A 16,595-nucleotide genomic window follows, 5' to 3' on the forward strand; every position below is an offset into this window, starting at 1 on the left:
TATGAAACTTAAATCATTAACCATTAATCGTTATTAAAGGTGTTAGATAAAATCATTCTTTTTAGTATCAAAAACAAGATTTTTGTAGCCCTGATGACCCTCGCCCTTATCCTATGGGGCGTATGGAGCGCTACAAAACTCCCTATAGATGCCGTACCCGATATTACCAACAATCAGGTTCAGATTATCACCTCCACCCCTACCTTGGCCTCACAGGAGGTAGAACAACTCGTTACTTTCCCTATTGAGCAGGCCATTGCCAATATCCCTGGACTGGAGGAGACTCGTAGTATTTCCCGCTTTGGTCTCTCGGTCATTACGGCCGTTTTTACGGAGGATATGGACATCTATTTTGCTCGCCAGTTGGTCAGTGAGAAGCTCAAGGAAGCCCAAGAGCAAATTCCCGCTGGCATAGGCACTCCCGAACTCTCCCCTGTGAGTACAGGACTGGGCGAGGTATATCAGTATATTATTCGTCCCACCAAGGAGAGCAAGAACAAATATTCGGCCAAAGACCTCCGCACCATGCAGGACTGGATTGTCGCACGCCAGCTATATGGTACCAAGGGCATAGCCGAAATCAATAGCTTCGGAGGCGAACTCAAGCAGTACGAGGTGGTTATCGACCCCAACCGTCTCCGTGCCATGGGTGTGAGTGTCAGTGATATCTTCACTGCCTTGGAGCAGAATAACCAAAACACGGGTGGTGCTTATATTGACAAGCGCCCCAATGCCTACTTTATCCGTGGAATAGGTGTGGCTACCTCCCTCATGGATGTGGGCAATATTGCCATTGGCAAGCACAACCCTCCACTTTTTATTAAGGATGTTGCCGAACTACGCTTAGGCAGTGCTATTCGCTATGGAGCGCTAACCTACAATGGCGAGGTGGATGCCGTCGGCGGAGTGGTCATGATGCTCAAGGGCGAAAACAGCCACCAGGTAGTTAGCCGTATCAAGGAAAAACTCCCAACCATACAGCAGTCTCTCCCTGAAGATATCGTCATTGAACCTTTCTTAGACCGCACCGACTTGGTACAGCGGGCAATCCATACGGTAGAGAAAAACCTCTTAGAAGGTGCCCTGATTGTCATCTTTGTCTTGGTGCTTTTCTTGGGCAACCTGCGTGCAGGGCTGATTGTGGCCACTGCCATTCCGCTCTCCCTACTCTTTGCCTTGGGCATGATGCAGCTCTTTGGAGTAAGTGCCAACCTGATGAGCTTGGGCGCCATAGACTTCGGTATCATTGTAGATGGTTCGGTCATCGTGGTAGAGGCCGTCATGCATCACCTATCTTTACGTAAAACCACCACAAGGCTCACTCAGGCTCAAATGGACCAGGAGGTCTATCACTCTGCTTCTAAGATACGCAGCGGTGCTGCCTTTGGCGAGATTATTATCCTTATGGTGTATATCCCTATCCTTACCTTGGTCGGAGTAGAGGGCAAGATGTTCCGCCCTATGGCCGAGACGGTGGTTTTTGCTATCTTAGGAGCTTTGCTGCTCTCCCTGACTTATATTCCTGCCATGAGTGCTTGGCTCTTGCCCAAACAGCAGCACCACAAGCGCACTTTCTCTGACAGAATGATCGCCTGGCTTAACAGCCATTACCAACCGCTTTTCTCTCGCTCTATCCGCCTAAGAGGTTGGGTAATAGGCAGTACAGTAGGACTATTTTTGCTTTCAGCTGGTATTTTTAGCCGTATGGGAGGCGAGTTTATTCCTCAGTTGCAGGAAGGTGATTTTGCCTTCCACTGTATCCTGCCACAAGGAACATCGCTCAGCCAGAGCTTGGAGACTTCTATGCAGGCCTCTCGCCTGATTCGTGAGTTTCAGGAAGTCAAAATGGTTATCGGGAAAACGGGCTCTGCCGAAGTGCCTACCGACCCTATGCCCTTAGAAACGTCCGACTTAATAATTGTACTCAAGCCACAGAACGAATGGAAAAGCGGTCGCTCTTTTGACCAGCTGGGCGACGCTATTATTGAGCGCCTTAAGGATATACCTGGGGTCTTCTTTGAGAAAAACCAACCTATTCAGATGCGTTTTAACGAACTAATGACAGGTATCAGACAAGATGTGGCCGTCAAGATCTTCGGGGAGAATATGGATACCCTCGCCCTCTATGCCCAGAAGGTAAGCCAACTGATTCAGAAAGTAGAGGGGGCTACCTCCCCACAAGTGGAAAAGGTAACAGGCCTTCCCCAGATTAGCGTTACTTACGATCGCCTACGCTTGGCCAACTATGGACTTTCCGTCCAGCAGGTCAATGAGGTGCTTAGCACAGCCTTTGCAGGTAAGAGTGCGGGAGTGATCTTCGAGAACGAACGCCGTTTTGACCTAGTGGTACGCCTCGATAGCCTCTACCGTACAGGAATTGACGATGTGCAGAATATGATGGTGGCCACACAGAACGGACAGATTCCCATGAGCCAAATCGCTTCTATTAAGTATGAGTTGGGTCCTGCTCAAATCAGCCGTGAGGCAGGTAAGCGTCGTATCGTCATAGGGTTCAATGTACAAGGCCGAGACGTTCAGAGTGTGGTGGGCGATATACAGCAGAAACTCAAGGAGGTCAAACTTCCCACGGGCTATTACTTTACCTATGGGGGTCAGTTTGAGAACCTCCAACAGGCTACCAATAGGCTCTTGGTGGCCGTTCCTGTGGCCTTGCTGCTCATTTTCTCCCTGCTTTACTTGGCTTTCCACTCGGTGGGACAAGCCTTGCTTATCTTCAGTGCTATTCCTATGAGTGCCATAGGAGGTGTATTGGCCTTGCTCCTTCGGGGAATGCCCTTTAGTATCAGTGCGGGCATTGGCTTTATTGCACTCTTCGGTGTGGCAGTGCTCAACGGGATTGTGCTTATTGGCACTTTTAATTCCCTTAAAAAAGAGGGTATGTCCAACCTGCTACATAGGGTGATTATAGGTACCGAAATGCGTCTGCGTCCAGTGCTAATGACTGCCATGGTAGCCAGCCTTGGCTTCCTACCTATGGCGCTAAGCCAAGGCGCAGGGGCAGAAGTACAACGCCCCTTAGCTACAGTGGTTATCGGTGGCTTGGTATCGGCTACCTTCTTGACACTCTTTGTCTTGCCTTTGCTATATTTGTCCTTTAATAGTACCCTCCTCTTACCTTGGCGTAAGGCGACCAAAGGGCTTGCCTTAGGGGTACTGCTCCTTAGCCCGATTGCCCTGCAAGCTCAAAGGCAATATACCATGGCTGAAATAGAACAAATAGCCCTCAAGAACAATGGAGTGATTAAGGCAGCGCAAGCCAAACTTCAAGAGGCAACAGCCAAAGAACATACCGCATGGGAGCTGCCAAAAACCGACCTGACCGCACAGTATGGCCAGTATAGCAGTCCCGAAAAAGACCTATCTGTGGCCATCTCGCAGTCTATTCCTTTCCCTACCGTATTTGCCGCTCGCAAAAGCCTCTATCAGGCGGAGACACAATTGCAAAAAGGACAATTAGCCCTTGAGCAGAATGAGCTTCTCAGGCAGGTGCGTACCCAGTACCAGCAATTGCAGTACTTAGCCTTTAAGCAACAGCAGCTCTTGCAGCTCGATAGCCTCTTTAGCGATTTTATCCGCATCGCCGAAGTACGCTTCAAGGCAGGCGATACCAAGAAGATTGATATCAATACCGCTCAGGTGAAAAAAGGGGAAATCACCCTATTGCTTAGGCAAAACCAATTGGCACAGCAAGCAGCCTATCGCAACCTATATACCCTTGTTCAAGCCGAAGAAGACTTTCAAGTAGCACAACTGACCGAATACGAACCTTTATTAATAACTGAAGTAGCGAATCCTGAACCCTCTTTGCACCCCTTAGTACATCTGAGCTATTTGCAAGCCATCATCGCCATGCGTGCTCAGTACTTAGAGCGTGCGCAGGCTTGGCCTGACCTTACACTGGGCTATACCAACCAGTCCCTCATCGGTATGCAGACCATAGGCGGGGTAGAGACCTATGCGGATATTCATAAGCGCTTCCACTTTGTCTCCATTGGACTGTCTCTGCCGATCTTTACCGCTACTCGCAGCAAAGCAAAAACCTATGAACACCAGAAGCAGGCAGCTTTAGAAGAAGCCCACCAAGCAGAAAAAGAGCTTAAAACCCGCTGGGTAAATCTTCAGGAGGAATACCAGCTGTATGTGCAAAAGTACCAGTTCTACAAAAACGAAGCCCTCCCCGAAGCCGAGCGTATTGTCAAGGCGAACCAACTGGGCTATAGCGCTGGAGAAATCAGCTATGTGGAGTTTCTTTACACTCTACAGACTGCTGTAGATACACGCCTGTCTTACCTAGAAAGTATCGAGGCGCTCAACCAAAAAGTAATAGAAATACAATCCCTTCTAAACCAGTAAAACAAATGAAAAAATATAGTATAAAAATTGTCTTGACCCTCATAGGCCTTTCCCTATGGAGTTGCCAAAATAATACAACAGCTCATAACCACTCCCACGAGGAAGAAGCCGAAGAACACCACCACGAAGGGGGAAACCTCACCACCCTAACACAGACTCAAATCAAAACCGTGGATATTCGTCTAGGACATATAGAAGAAAAAGCCCTCACCGCCACCCTCAAGGCCAATGGCGTGCTCAGTGTCCCTGCCGACCATCAGGCCAAGGTTTCTACTGTATATGCAGGTATTATCCAGAGTGTAAAAGTGGAAATAGGCGCTTATGTGCATAAGGGGCAGGTAATTGCTACCGTCTCCAATCCTGATTTCTTGCTCCAGCAACAGCGCTTGCTTACTGTCAATAGCCAAATAGAGCTAGCACAGCAGGAATTGGACAGACAAAAGATGCTCTACGAAGGCAATGCAGGTACAGGCAAAAATCTACAAGCTGCCACCACCCAGCTGCGTACCCTACAGACGGAAAAGGCGGCTCTAGAGCAACAAATACGCCTAATGGGGCTGAATCCGAAAACGCTTTCCGATAAGGGTATGCAATCCACCCTTTCGGTAGTAGCGCCCATTAGTGGGAATATCAGCGCTGTCTATGCTGTCAATGGTGCCTATGTAGATGCTTCCACCCCCATAGTGGAGATGATTGATAACAGCTCCCTGCATCTACACCTGCAAGTCTATGAGCGTGACCTGCCGTATATCAAGGTAGGACAACAAGTGCACTTTAACCCTACCAACGACACCTCCCATGAGTACGATGCTCAGGTGTACAACATCGCCGCTTCCTTTGAGAACGAAAGCAAGAGCATCATCGTGCATTGCCATGTGGAGGGCGACAAGCAAGGACTGATCAATGGCATGAACGTAACAGGCGTTATCAGCCTTGACAAGCAGACGGCTCCTGCTGTACCCAATGAGGCTATAGTGGAGGACGCAGGCAAGTCTTATATTTTCTTAGTAACCCATACCTCGGACAAGGAAACTTCTTTTGAAAAAGTAGAAATTGTCAAGGGCGCTTCCGAAAGTGGCTATACAGCCATCGCTCCCGTCAAGCCCCTTGACCCCAAGCAGCTCATCGCTACCCGTGGCGCTTTCTTTATCAACGCCACCTTAGTCAATGCAGGCGAGCACAGCCATTAAGGCAGTTGATTTATAGAAAATGTTTGCTGAAATTTCCTCACTACTGCCTTAAACTCTTCCGTTAGGTAGCTGAGGGCTTTCTGTTCTATCTCTTCAGGTATACCATAATAAGCCTCGGCTATACTACCTGTAATAGCGGCAAGGGTATCACTGTCGCCCCCTATGGAGACAGCCAAGCGTAGAGCACTCTCAAAATCATGGCTTTCTAAAAAACAGATAAAGGCCTGAGGAACGGTGCCTTGGCAGGTTTCGTTGAAGCAATAACTCTCACGTAGGATATCACAATTGGTAGAGAGGTCATAGCCATAGGTATGTGTGGCTATTTGCCTGATTTCACCCTTTCCGCTACCGCTGAGTGCCAAGGCAATCGCATGGGCGACACACTGGGCACCCTTGATACCTTCAGGGTGATTATGAGTACATTCGGCACTCTCCCGAGCAGCCTCTAGCACCTTGTCCAAACTGCCGAGCCAACCACAAGGAGAGACCCGCATGGCCGAGCCATTACCAAAGCTGTTATACGGCTGTGGATCAGCACTACGTATCCACTGAGCAAAGCGCCCTCCGTAAGCCCCCATAGGTGAGGGATATTTCCTACACCAATAGAGCAGACTGTCCTTAAAAGGTTTTCCCTCAAGCAGCGCATCGGCTATGGCGATAGTACATATAGTATCATCAGTAAAGTCGTTGTATGGAGTAAACAACTCAAAATCAGTAGTATGTATATTAGCAAACTCATAACGAGAGCCTACAATATCACCTATAATAGCTCCTAACATAGCGAATAATGATTAATGAATAATGATTAATGACCAATAACTAATACCAAAGGGGATTAGTTATTGGTCATCAAGCCTGAAGTGGAGAATACGGGATTCGAACCCGTGACCTTTTGCATGCCATGCAAACGCGCTAGCCAGCTGCGCCAATCCCCCATTATTTCAGCGGCAAAAATACAACTTTTTTCTCAAACCACCTAATGTTTTTTCAAATATTTTTTTATCTCCTCCCCAAGGAGAATTAGTCACTTGTCATTTGTCATTAGTAATTATTTTTCGTACATTTGTCCCTGAAAAAGCAGCCGTTATGTTACTGATTTACACGGAAAAGAAAAGCCCTCGCTTTATGTACATTTGTCAGCATATCTTTGTTCATATGCTGGGGCTTACCATTGAAATTACTACCGATTTGGAGACTTTCGTCCGCTCCGACGAGAGCAAGCTCTCCTATGCAAAATCTCCTATCGGCAATGAGCTGTTTATCAAAAACTTTGGCCTACTCTACCAGAAGGGCATACAGCCTATTGAACTCTTTATGGAACAGTGGGAAGGGTTACCTTATTTCTTTGCTACCAAAAAAGGACACCTGCCTTTTGATATCCTCTCGGCAGCCTTCTATATGTTAAGCCGTTATGAGGAATACCTCCACCGAGATGCCTATCCCTCCTCCCCCTTTAGGGCTACCGACAGCGTGGCATACCAACATGGGTTCTTAGCGCTACCTATTGTTGACCTATGGGTAGCTCGTCTGAAAACCGCCTTACAGGAGAAATACCCTACCTTGGAATTTGCTCCTCGTGAGGGAGCAACCATATCAGTGATTGAGGTACCTAAGGCTTTCAAATACAAGCATAAGGGCTTTATGCGTACACTGCTCAGGGGGCTTACTTACCTCTTTACCTTGCAGTGGTCACAGCTCTCGCAGCTTTGTCGTGTGGTGATAGGAATGGAGAAGGACCCTTATGATTTCTACCAAACGCTAATTGACTATTTCCAGACACATAAGCTCTATCCTACATTCTTCTTCCCTGTGGGGGATTACAACTATTACGACCAAGGGCTTTCGTATAACAATGTGAAATACAAATACCTGATAAAGCATGTAGCGGATTATGCCATTGTCTCCATCTTAGGCTCTTACGATGCCATCTCACAACAGGAGACCATGATGAAGGAACGAGAACGCATGATCAATATCATCAACCGACCTGTTAGGCGCTTTCGTGCCAATAACAACCTACTGCCCTTGCCAGAGCTTTACCGCAACCTAGCCGACTCGGAGTTCAAGGAGGATTACACCATGTGCTACCCTACTCACATGGGCTTCCGCTCTGGCACTTGCACTCCTTATGCTTTCTATGACCTGCGTTTGGAGGTGCAGATTCCCATCGTTGTGCATACCTGCGCCCTACATTGGCAGCAGATAGACAGACTCTGTACCAAGGAAACCCTCTATGAGATAGAAATGATGAAGCGACGCACCCAAGAGGTACATGGTGATTTTGTTTCAGTATTCTCGCCCGAATACCTCTGTAAGGCTCCTAATCGTATTTCTATCTACAAGAAAGTGAATGATTAGTGAAGAGTGAAAAATGAAAAGTGAAAAGTGAAAAGTGAAAAGTGAAAAGTGAAAAGTGAAAAGTGAAAAGTGAAAAGTGAAAAGTGAAAAGTGAAAAGTGAAAAGTGAAAAGTGAAAAGTAAAGCCAGCGAATACTTGGAGCTGAGTATGTGAGTGAAAAGAGATTCGTCTATTGTAAATCAAAAACACAAAACTTTTCTTGACTTTCGCTTTTTAAAGTCGTAAATTTGCAGTCTGAACTAGTAACAGAATAAAAATTAGGAACTAAAAAATTATGTACGCTGTATTATTTGATTTAGATACTAACTATCTGAATGACAACTACGAAGGCACTACCTATCACAATGCTTATAAGCTCATCAAGGACTATATGCTTGCCAATGGTTTTGAATGGAAACAAGGAAGTGTATATTTCGGTAGGGAGACTATCAATGCAGTAAATTGTGTGGTAATTGTACAGAAGCTCGCCAAGTTATACCCTTGGTTTACTACCTGTGTAAAGGATGTACGTATGCTTCGTATAGAAGAAAATAATGATCTCGCTCCTGCTGTAAATCTATCGCTTTCTTAATCAGCAGGCAGTCGCTATTTATTTTTCACTATTCACTAACAACTTAAAACCAAAAATCTATGAAGACAGTTACTATAGAATTTAACAAAGCTACCGATTTTCATATCAATGACCCCCTCTAATGCTTTTAAAAAGGTTATACAATCAACCTAAAAAACTTACAAAAGTAGAAGATATGCTAAACCTTCTCAAAAAGGGAGGGGTAGATGAAATCCCTAAAAAATAGATTAGACGCTCATTCAGAGTTGTTTGGATAGAATATTAGGTACCATTAGTCATTAATCATTAGTCATTAATCATTATCAAAGTGTCCATATTATACGAAAAATTCAAAGAATGTGCGGGAGTCGCCACTGATACCCGTAAGGACTTGCGTGATACGCTTTTCTTCTGCCTCAAGGGAGAAACCTTTGATGGCAATGAGTTTGCTCCTTTGGCCATAGAGAAAGGGGCTAAATATGTAGTGGTTGATAACGAAAAATTTGCCTCACTCCCAGAGGCGATCTTAGTAGAAGACACCCTTAAGGCCTTGCAGGACTTGGCACATCAGCATAGAAAACAATTGGCTACCCCTGTGATTGCCCTTACGGGAAGCAATGGAAAAACCACTACCAAGGAACTGATATACAGCGTACTAAACCAGTCCTTCCGTGCGCTCAAGACAGAAGGCAACCTCAACAACCACATAGGGGTACCACTGACGCTCTTGCGTCTTACCCCTGATACCGATATCGCTATTATAGAGATGGGTGCCAATCACCCAGGGGAAATTGCAGCGCTTTGCCAGATAGCTGACCCTGACTTTGGCTATATCACCAACTTCGGACGCGCCCACTTAGAGGGCTTTGGCTCCTTTGAGGGCGTAATTAAGGCCAAAAGTGAACTCTACAACTACCTGAAAAAGGCTGATAAGCGAATTTTCTTCTGTCAGGACAATGACTTACAAGCGAATTTGCTCGAAGGGTATAGTCAGACCTATTCCTTTTCCTTAGAAGGCAATGAGAAAGCCTCTCTCCAACTCTCTGTTAAGGAGAGCGTACCCTTTGTCCAACTCGCTTGGGGAGAGACCATACTCCCTACCCACTTAATTGGCAAATACAACGCAATGAATGCCGCTGCGGCCATCTGTATCGGCCACTATTTCAAGCTCTCCAAGGAGGCTATCTCTCGTGGGATAGAGGGGTATGTACCGAGCAATAACCGCTCTCAGTGGGTCAAAAAAGACCGTGGCAACCAAGTACTTATGGATGCCTACAATGCCAATCCAACCAGTATGCACGCAGCCATTGAGGCTTTTGGTGAGATCAAGGCACCACACAAGGTGCTTATCTTGGGCGATATGAAAGAATTGGGTGCTTATAGCCAAAAAGAACACCAGCAACTGGTAGATGATATTGCGGCTTCTGTATGGGATGCGGTTCTGCTATTGGGAGATAATTTCTACCAGACGCAAACTGACTTTATGAAGTTCAGGACACTAACCGAGATGAACCACTACCTCAAGCTACACCCTTTCTCTGATACCTTTTTCCTTATCAAGGGCTCTCGCTCTATGACCATGGAAAAAATAGAAATCTAAAATACTACTCGTGAAGATTTTACTCTTATCTGACACCCATAGCTATATGGACGAGGCGATTCTAAAGCACGCCAAAGAGGCAGATGAGGTATGGCATGCAGGCGACTTTGGCGCTCTCTCGGTAGCGGAGGCGCTCCAAGCTGTCAAGCCCTTACGTGGGGTCTATGGCAATATAGACGGCACCGAGATACGCACCCTTTTTCCTGAAAAACAAGTCTTTGACTGCGAGGGTATGCGAGTGCTGATGATCCACATAGGGGGATATCCTTCCCACTATGCCAAGGGAATCCCAGAACTACTCCGTGAGGTAAAGCCCCAACTCTTTGTCTGTGGCCACTCCCATATTCTAAAGGTTATCTATGATAAGAAGTACCAGCTCCTACACCTCAACCCAGGAGCTATTGGCAAGTATGGCCAACAGAAAAGCCGTACCATGCTCCGCTTTGAGATTCATGAGGGTCATATCTCCCAAATGGATGTGATAGAATACGAAATCAATTGTTAATTGTTAATTGTTAATTGTTAATTGTTAATGATATAAAATAATTTAAGTTTCGCAATCCCTATAACTTACTGATTCTCACTCCCTACCCCTCCTCAAGGATAGTCTGCGAATACTTGGAGCAGAGTATGTGGATTGCGTAAGCGAGTATATGAAAGTAAGTAGTAGAGGTTCAATAAGTTATAGAAGAAAAATCTTTTCAATATGACAAACAAATTAGGCTATTTCAACGATTGATTCTCATTGACAATTAACAATTATTCAAATGTCCACATTATAAGAAACCTGCACAGAACGGAAGACTGCTACAGAGAAAAAACTCTGTTCCACTCGTAGGATATATTCCTTAACCCAAGCGGGAGAGAGTTTGGGAGGAATTTTAAGCAGTATATGCTTGATATATTCGTTGCGAATACGAGAAATAGGGGGATACTCCGCCCCTAAAACCTCCACTCCATAAGTGGTAAGCCCTAAGCGTAGGGATTCGGCAAACCAATGGCTACTCTCATCTATTCGTTGTTGTTCCTTATGCTTGAAGATAATCCTAATCAATCGGTAAAAGGGCGGATAGTGAAAGTCCTGACGCTCCTGTAACTGTCGAGCAATCATCTGCTCGTAGGCACCGTCCTTGACTTGTTGTAAGACCTCTTGAAACGGATTGTAGGTCTGTATCAATACTTGGCCAACGCTATCTTTGCGACCTGCACGACCTGCGATATGTGTCAGTAGCTGGTAGCCCCGCTCAAGGGCGCGGAAATCCTGCTGATAAAGGAAAATATCAGCATTCATAATTCCTACCAATCCCACACGAGGAAAGTCTAAACCTTTGCTGACCATCTGGGTACCGACTAATATGTCCGTCTCCCCTTTTTCCAAGCGATGGATGATTTTCTCAAAACTATATTTACCCCTGGTCGTATCCATATCCATACGGTCTATACGTGCCTTGGGAAAGAATTGCATGAGTTCCTCCTCTACCTTTTCAGTACCCAAGCCTTTGGTCTGCAAAGTGTTGTAACTCTGACAAGCAGGACAACTCACCGGTTTGACCATGGTATAACCACAATAGTGACAGCGGAGTTGGTTTTGTAGTTGGTGATAAGTCAGGGAGACATCACAATGGGGGCATTGGGGAATAGTATCGCAGTGTTCGCACTGCAAATAAGGCGCATACCCACGTCGGTTTTGCAAGAGAATGACCTGTTTGCCTTGGGCAAGGGTTTGTGTCATTGCCTCAAGAAGTATATCGGAGAAGTGGCCTTGAGTCTCTTTTTTCTTGGTCTTCTCCTTCAGGTCTATCAGCTCTATTTGAGGCGGTTGGGTACTGGCAAAGCGTTCGGTAAGCCTTACCATACCATACTTTCCTATTTGGGCATTGTAATAGCTCTCTGCCGAAGGCGTAGCCGAACCCAAGAGGGTTTTCGCCCCATGTAAGTGTGCCAACATCAGCGCTACATCGCGTACTTGGTAACCGCCTTGTCCTTCGGCCTGCTTGTAGGAAAGGTCATGTTCCTCATCTACAATCACCAAACCTAAGTTGTGGAAAGGCAAGAAGACTGCTGTGCGTACCCCAAGGACAAATTGGGCTTTCTCTTTTTGAGCCAATACATTATTCCACACCTCCACCCGCTCATGGGTAGAATATTTGTTGTGGTAGACGCTCATTTGGTCTCCGAAGAAGTGCTCCAAACGGTTTGTTAGCTGTACGCTAATACCTATTTCAGGCAGCAGGTAAAGCACCTGCTTCCCTTGAGCGAGGGTTTGTTCTATGAGTTTGCTATAAATCTGAGTTTTCCCCGACGAAGCTACTCCATGTAGCAAGACCGTGTTTTTCTCAGCAAATGATGCCTCTATCTCCTGTAGAGCTTTTTCTTGGGCAGGACTAAGAGCTAAGGTATCACTATCAGAGGCAAAGGATACCCTATCCACTGCCTCGGTATAGACTTCCAATACGCCATAGTCTATAACCTTTTTGAGTACCGCTGTGCCCACCTCTGCCTTCTCCAAAAGCATCTCAGCTGTGATAAGGGATTGTTTTTGGGCACGTAAGGCCAGAAAAGCCCATAGGAGCTTTTGCTGGGCTTTGGTTTTGAGTATATCTCCGTCCAAAAGCGCATTGAGTGCTTCTTTTTCCTGATAAGTAGGAGTAAGGCGGAGGTATTTCTGGAGTTTGGGTTGGTATTTCTCAAAGATTTTCTCACTGAGTTGTACTACTCCCTTTTCTATGAGTGTCTTAAGTACTCCTATAGGATTTTTCTTTTGGAGTATTTTACCCACTTCCTTAGTAGAAAGTGAGGAGGCCTGTCCCAAAGCCTCATAGACCAAGAACTCATCATCGGAAAGGGTGTCAGTAGCCACCGTCTGTTCGGTACGCTCCACCATGGTCTCACTCTCCAAAAGCAGTGAGGAAGGCATACCTATCTTGAGCAACTCACCAAAGCTGCCAAGATAGTAACCACTTGCCCAAGCAAATAGCTGTAGTTGCCGTGGAGAAAGTACAGGCGCCTCGTCCAAGATAAACTCAATAGGCTTGGTAGGATACGAGGGAGTATGCTCATGAACTTTGATAGTAATAGCCGTATAGATTTTAGATTTCCCAAAAGGCACCACCACCCGCATTCCAGCTTGTAGGAAAGCGGCTTGCTCCTCATTGACCTCATAGGTAAAGGCAGGGCGCAGCGGCAGGGGAAGGACTACATCTATATAGTGCATGGGCTATGCTTTCTGCTCGTTCCAATAGTAGCTATCAGGATAGATGCGTTGGCCGAAGATAGCCGTCCCCACCCGAACGATCGTAGCGCCTTCGGCTATGGCAATCTCCAAGTCGCCACTCATACCCATAGAGAGTTCCTGGGGCTGCACATCAGGTAGATTTAGAGCGATGATCTCTTGCTGAATACGCTTAAGCAACTGGAAACACTTGCGTACCTTGTCCTCCTCGGCACTGAAAAGTCCAATAGTCATCAGCCCCCTAATATGTAGGGTAGGCAACTGAGCTACCTGACGGGTGAGTTCTAAAGCCGCTTCGGGTGCTACACCGAACTTACTTTCTTCGCCAGAGGTATTTACTTGGATAAATACATCCATTTCACGTCCTGCTTGAGAAAGTTTCTGGTGCAGCTTCTCGGCCAAGTCGTAGCGGTCAAGGGATTCCACACAGCTGACCTCATAACGGAGGATTTCCTTGATTTTATTGGTCTGTAAGTGGCCAATAAAGTGGTTGGTATGCGGGGTTGTTTTGAGTGCCTCGTATTTTTCCTTGAGTTCTTGTACTTTGTTCTCCGCAATGAGGGTATAGCCAGCCGCTAACGCTTGCTGTATGCGTTCAGGACTTACCGTTTTGGTAGCCAAAAGCAACTTGACTTCCTTGGGGTCTCTGCCTGCTGCCTTACAAGCCTCATCAATGCGCTGTTGTACATGCTTGAGATTTTGTATGATAGTATCCATTTGAGTTTTGAGTTTTAAGTTTTGAGTTTTGAGTTTTGAGTTATAAGGTTTTAGTAATTAGAAGTTGTACCCAGTTTCTAAAACGAGGACAACGTTCCATAAGGGTTTCTATACCTATTTTAGTAGCAATATTATTACCATCAATAATCTTTTCATATCTCAGCCCTTGCTTTTCAAAGATAGCAATAATTCGTTTGGAAGGGGCAGTCAGAGGACTATCATTGATATCCTCTGGATTTTCATAACGAGTAACAACACTACGTACATCCGCCACTATGGAAGGGTTGTTAAACAAAGAAAAGCCTTCCACAGATGAAAAAAGCAATGCTTCAAATTCATGTAGTTGTATGTAGGGAATAAAGTTCTTAACCTCAATTCCTTTGCTCTTTAGGTCATCTGCTATCCCTTGCTCTAAGAGCTGCACCCCTTTGGTAGGGTCTGATTGTTTTTGCTTAGCTTCTTGGTAGTTAGGGAAATGATGACTTTCCAAAATACCATAATAGTCAAAGAATGTGGTAAGTATCTTTTCTTTATCTCTTAGGTGATTCCTCAGCTCTACAAATAGCTTGGAATAATTCACAATGCCACCACCTGTGTATTTTAGGGTACTGAAAGAAATATAACTACCTGTTTTAGAAAGGATATAAGGAGCTAAAATATTTGTAAAGACAGCAAGTTCCGTTTGTCCCTCTACGATACAATGGATTCTTTTCATCATCAGTAAGGTTGTCCGTTAATAATACTCTTTTCCCAAAGCTCTCCTAAAGAGAAATCCTCTATCCAGTGGGAGAGTTCGGCTGCATCTAAGTTGTTGAATACAGACTGATTATCCTTCCTATCTACAGTAATGATATCGGCTACTTCAAAGTTGGAAACAAGAGGTACCGACTGAGTGGAGATAATCACCTGACTTTTGGCTGAGGCCTTTCGGATAAGCCCTGCTAATACATTGATTGCAAAGGGGTGTAGTCCTAATTCTGGCTCATCAATGATAATCACCTCAGGGAGAAAAGGCTGCATAAGTAGTGTAGATAGAGCCATAAATCGCAAAGTACCATCAGAGAGATGGGTGCTATTAAACGGAATATCAGGGTGCTGCTTAGCAAGCCATTCCAACTTAATAATATTATCATTGAACCTATCAGGATGCAAATTAAACCTTTCAAAATAAGGAGCTACCATTCTTATAACAGCCTCTATTTGACTAAAACAGGAAGGATATTTTTCTTGTAAATAGTATAGAAAAGAAGGCAAATTCCCGCCGTCTTCTCTCAAAGAAAGGTTATCTGAAAGTAGGGAAGGCTTACGCAAAGGTGCATTTTCGCTGGTATCATGGAAATGATAGTTCTTAAAAGTTCGCATATAAGCACTTATACGCTGAGCAACTCCTTCCTGATGATCCTTTAAGACACTTTCTCTACTATTGATACTCAAATGTGTCTGCTTACCATTAAAGACATTTTCATAATCAACAAAGAGTGTGCCCTTAGCAGAGGGGGACAACTGACACTCATAGGCATCAGTCCCAAAAGTTATCTTGAAATAGATATGCTGTGTTGTCTTGCTTCCAAAGTATAGTAGATTTTCTATCTCTTTTCTAAGGGAATAGTTTTCCAAACGCTTTTCGTAAAGATTATTTAAGAGCTTAAAGAAAGAAATAAAGTTAGATTTTCCTGCACCATTTGCCCCTATGAGTATATTGATAGGACGCAGCGGGAGGGTCATCTCTCTAATAGACTTGAACCCTTCTATATGTATGCTACTGATCATAAGCGCTTTGGATAGATGTTTTTTGAAAGGCAAAAATACAATTTTTAATTGTTAATTATCAATGGTTAATTGTTAATTATTCGTCACTTATCACTTTTCATTAACGGCTGCTTGCCAATACTCCTTAGTCTCTATGTCCATGATCGTAAGGCGGCTATTGAAGCCTGCACCTGTATCAAGATTCCATACATGGTGACGGCACATAGGTTGGTCTGTACCATAGTTAAGGGTAGGTGTATGCCCTATATAGATTTCTTTGTATAACGACAATCTTTTGGGGTAATATGGATCAGTGGGAGGCATGTCTTCAGGAGTGGCGAGGGCTAACTCCCAAAGCGTTCTATCCCAATAGAAGTTTTCTGTGAAAAACTCATGTGCCACACCCCCTCGGTCGGTAAAGCCAGCATGTAAGAACAGGCGATTTTGCCCGTCTAAGAGATAATTCCTAAGTGATTGAAGGAAGTCAATATGTAATTGCTTATCCTCCTTAGAGTAGTGCTTATAAGCCTCTTCGGTAGCCTTGCCCCCATGGGAGCGCCAAAGGTCAGACATGGGTTTGCCCAAGAGAAAATCACAGCACAAGGCATCATGATTTCCTCTTAGACAAATCACTTGATGGGTCTGTTGCAGGGCAATAAGCTCGTCCAAGACTTCAGGGGTATGCTTGCCCCTATCGGCATAGTCCCCTAAGAAAATCAGTAGGTCATCGGGAGTAACTCGTGCTCGTTTCAAGACCTCAAGTAGCGCTGCATAAGCACCATGTATATCGCCTATAACAAGTGTCCTCATAAGGATAGTGAAAAG

Annotated in this window: 12 protein-coding genes and 1 tRNA gene; 6 read left to right on the forward strand and 7 right to left on the reverse strand. The window is 45.2% G+C overall.

Features of this window, described 5'->3' with window-relative positions:
• The first annotated feature begins 39 nt into the window (after positions 1-39).
• Both HMPREF9331_RS08025 and HMPREF9331_RS08030 read left to right on the forward strand, forming a co-directional pair.
• Complete coding sequence (locus tag HMPREF9331_RS08025; protein WP_016420464.1) at positions 40-4,374, forward strand: CusA/CzcA family heavy metal efflux RND transporter; 4,335 nt, start codon at positions 40-42, stop codon at positions 4,372-4,374.
• Positions 4,375-4,379: 5 nt separating this feature from the next.
• Positions 4,380-5,564 carry an efflux RND transporter periplasmic adaptor subunit gene (locus tag HMPREF9331_RS08030; RefSeq protein WP_016420465.1) on the forward strand — a complete coding sequence of 395 codons (1,185 nt, stop codon included), beginning with the start codon at positions 4,380-4,382 and terminating at the stop codon, positions 5,562-5,564.
• Here HMPREF9331_RS08030 and HMPREF9331_RS08035 read toward each other — a convergent pair.
• Positions 5,561-6,343, reverse strand: a complete 783-nt coding sequence (locus HMPREF9331_RS08035) for an ADP-ribosylglycohydrolase family protein (RefSeq protein ID WP_016420466.1) — start codon at positions 6,341-6,343, stop codon at positions 5,561-5,563. The two genes, HMPREF9331_RS08030 and HMPREF9331_RS08035, sit on opposite strands and share 4 nt — an antisense overlap.
• Before the next feature lie 82 nt (positions 6,344-6,425).
• Positions 6,426-6,499: transfer RNA gene (locus HMPREF9331_RS08040), tRNA-Ala, on the reverse strand.
• Between the two features lie 151 nt (positions 6,500-6,650).
• Here HMPREF9331_RS08040 and HMPREF9331_RS08045 point away from each other — a divergent pair.
• From HMPREF9331_RS08045 to HMPREF9331_RS08060, 4 genes are all read left to right on the forward strand, one after another.
• On the forward strand, positions 6,651-7,922 hold the full coding sequence (locus tag HMPREF9331_RS08045; protein WP_016420467.1) for a polysaccharide deacetylase family protein: 1,272 nt from the start codon (positions 6,651-6,653) through the stop codon (positions 7,920-7,922).
• 274 nt (positions 7,923-8,196) lie between these two features.
• Positions 8,197-8,493 carry a virulence-associated protein 2 gene (locus HMPREF9331_RS08050; protein WP_016420468.1) on the forward strand — a complete coding sequence of 99 codons (297 nt, stop codon included), beginning with the start codon at positions 8,197-8,199 and terminating at the stop codon, positions 8,491-8,493.
• Positions 8,494-8,800: 307 nt separating this feature from the next.
• Positions 8,801-10,072: a UDP-N-acetylmuramoyl-tripeptide--D-alanyl-D-alanine ligase gene (locus tag HMPREF9331_RS08055; RefSeq protein WP_016420469.1), complete on the forward strand. Its 1,272-nt coding sequence runs from the start codon at positions 8,801-8,803 to the stop codon at positions 10,070-10,072.
• 10 nt (positions 10,073-10,082) lie between these two features.
• Positions 10,083-10,577: a metallophosphoesterase family protein gene (locus HMPREF9331_RS08060; protein ID WP_009642876.1), complete on the forward strand. Its 495-nt coding sequence runs from the start codon at positions 10,083-10,085 to the stop codon at positions 10,575-10,577.
• Between the two features lie 258 nt (positions 10,578-10,835).
• Here the strand turns inward: HMPREF9331_RS08060 and priA are convergent, their stop codons facing one another.
• Genes priA through HMPREF9331_RS08085 form a run of 5 tightly spaced genes read right to left on the reverse strand, consistent with a single transcriptional unit; the run spans position 10,836 to position 16,580 of the window.
• Positions 10,836-13,286: a replication restart helicase PriA gene (priA, locus tag HMPREF9331_RS08065; RefSeq protein ID WP_016420470.1), complete on the reverse strand. Its 2,451-nt coding sequence runs from the start codon at positions 13,284-13,286 to the stop codon at positions 10,836-10,838.
• Between the two features lie 3 nt (positions 13,287-13,289).
• On the reverse strand, positions 13,290-14,021 hold the full coding sequence (locus HMPREF9331_RS08070) for a YggS family pyridoxal phosphate-dependent enzyme (protein WP_016420471.1): 732 nt from the start codon (positions 14,019-14,021) through the stop codon (positions 13,290-13,292).
• A 40-nt stretch (positions 14,022-14,061) separates the two neighbouring features.
• Positions 14,062-14,736: a DUF4276 family protein gene (locus HMPREF9331_RS08075; RefSeq protein ID WP_040357253.1), complete on the reverse strand. Its 675-nt coding sequence runs from the start codon at positions 14,734-14,736 to the stop codon at positions 14,062-14,064.
• A 2-nt stretch (positions 14,737-14,738) separates the two neighbouring features.
• The gene (locus tag HMPREF9331_RS08080) at positions 14,739-15,824 is read right to left on the reverse strand and encodes an AAA family ATPase (protein ID WP_016420473.1); all 1,086 of its coding nucleotides are present in this window, start codon (positions 15,822-15,824) and stop codon (positions 14,739-14,741) included.
• Positions 15,825-15,881: 57 nt separating this feature from the next.
• Positions 15,882-16,580, reverse strand: a complete 699-nt coding sequence (locus HMPREF9331_RS08085) for a metallophosphoesterase family protein (protein WP_016420474.1) — start codon at positions 16,578-16,580, stop codon at positions 15,882-15,884.
• Positions 16,581-16,595 lie beyond the last annotated feature (15 nt).

Origin of the sequence: Capnocytophaga granulosa ATCC 51502 (assembly GCF_000411115.1) — a bacterium.
Lineage (GTDB): Bacteria > Bacteroidota > Bacteroidia > Flavobacteriales > Flavobacteriaceae > Capnocytophaga > Capnocytophaga granulosa.

Bases quoted from the DNA above. Each gene is read 5' to 3' on its own strand.
- HMPREF9331_RS08035 (WP_016420466.1), bottom strand. From the start codon at position 6,343: ATGTTAGGAGCTATTATAGGTGATATTGTAGGCTCTCGTTATGAGTTT.
- priA (WP_016420470.1), bottom strand. From the start codon at position 13,286: ATGCACTATATAGATGTAGTCCTTCCCCTGCCGCTGCGCCCTGCCTTT.
- HMPREF9331_RS08075 (WP_040357253.1), bottom strand. From the start codon at position 14,736: ATGAAAAGAATCCATTGTATCGTAGAGGGACAAACGGAACTTGCTGTC.
- HMPREF9331_RS08030 (WP_016420465.1), top strand. From the start codon at position 4,380: ATGAAAAAATATAGTATAAAAATTGTCTTGACCCTCATAGGCCTTTCC.
- HMPREF9331_RS08050 (WP_016420468.1), top strand. From the start codon at position 8,197: ATGTACGCTGTATTATTTGATTTAGATACTAACTATCTGAATGACAAC.
- HMPREF9331_RS08070 (WP_016420471.1), bottom strand. From the start codon at position 14,021: ATGGATACTATCATACAAAATCTCAAGCATGTACAACAGCGCATTGAT.
- HMPREF9331_RS08045 (WP_016420467.1), top strand. From the start codon at position 6,651: ATGTTACTGATTTACACGGAAAAGAAAAGCCCTCGCTTTATGTACATT.
- HMPREF9331_RS08085 (WP_016420474.1), bottom strand. From the start codon at position 16,580: ATGAGGACACTTGTTATAGGCGATATACATGGTGCTTATGCAGCGCTA.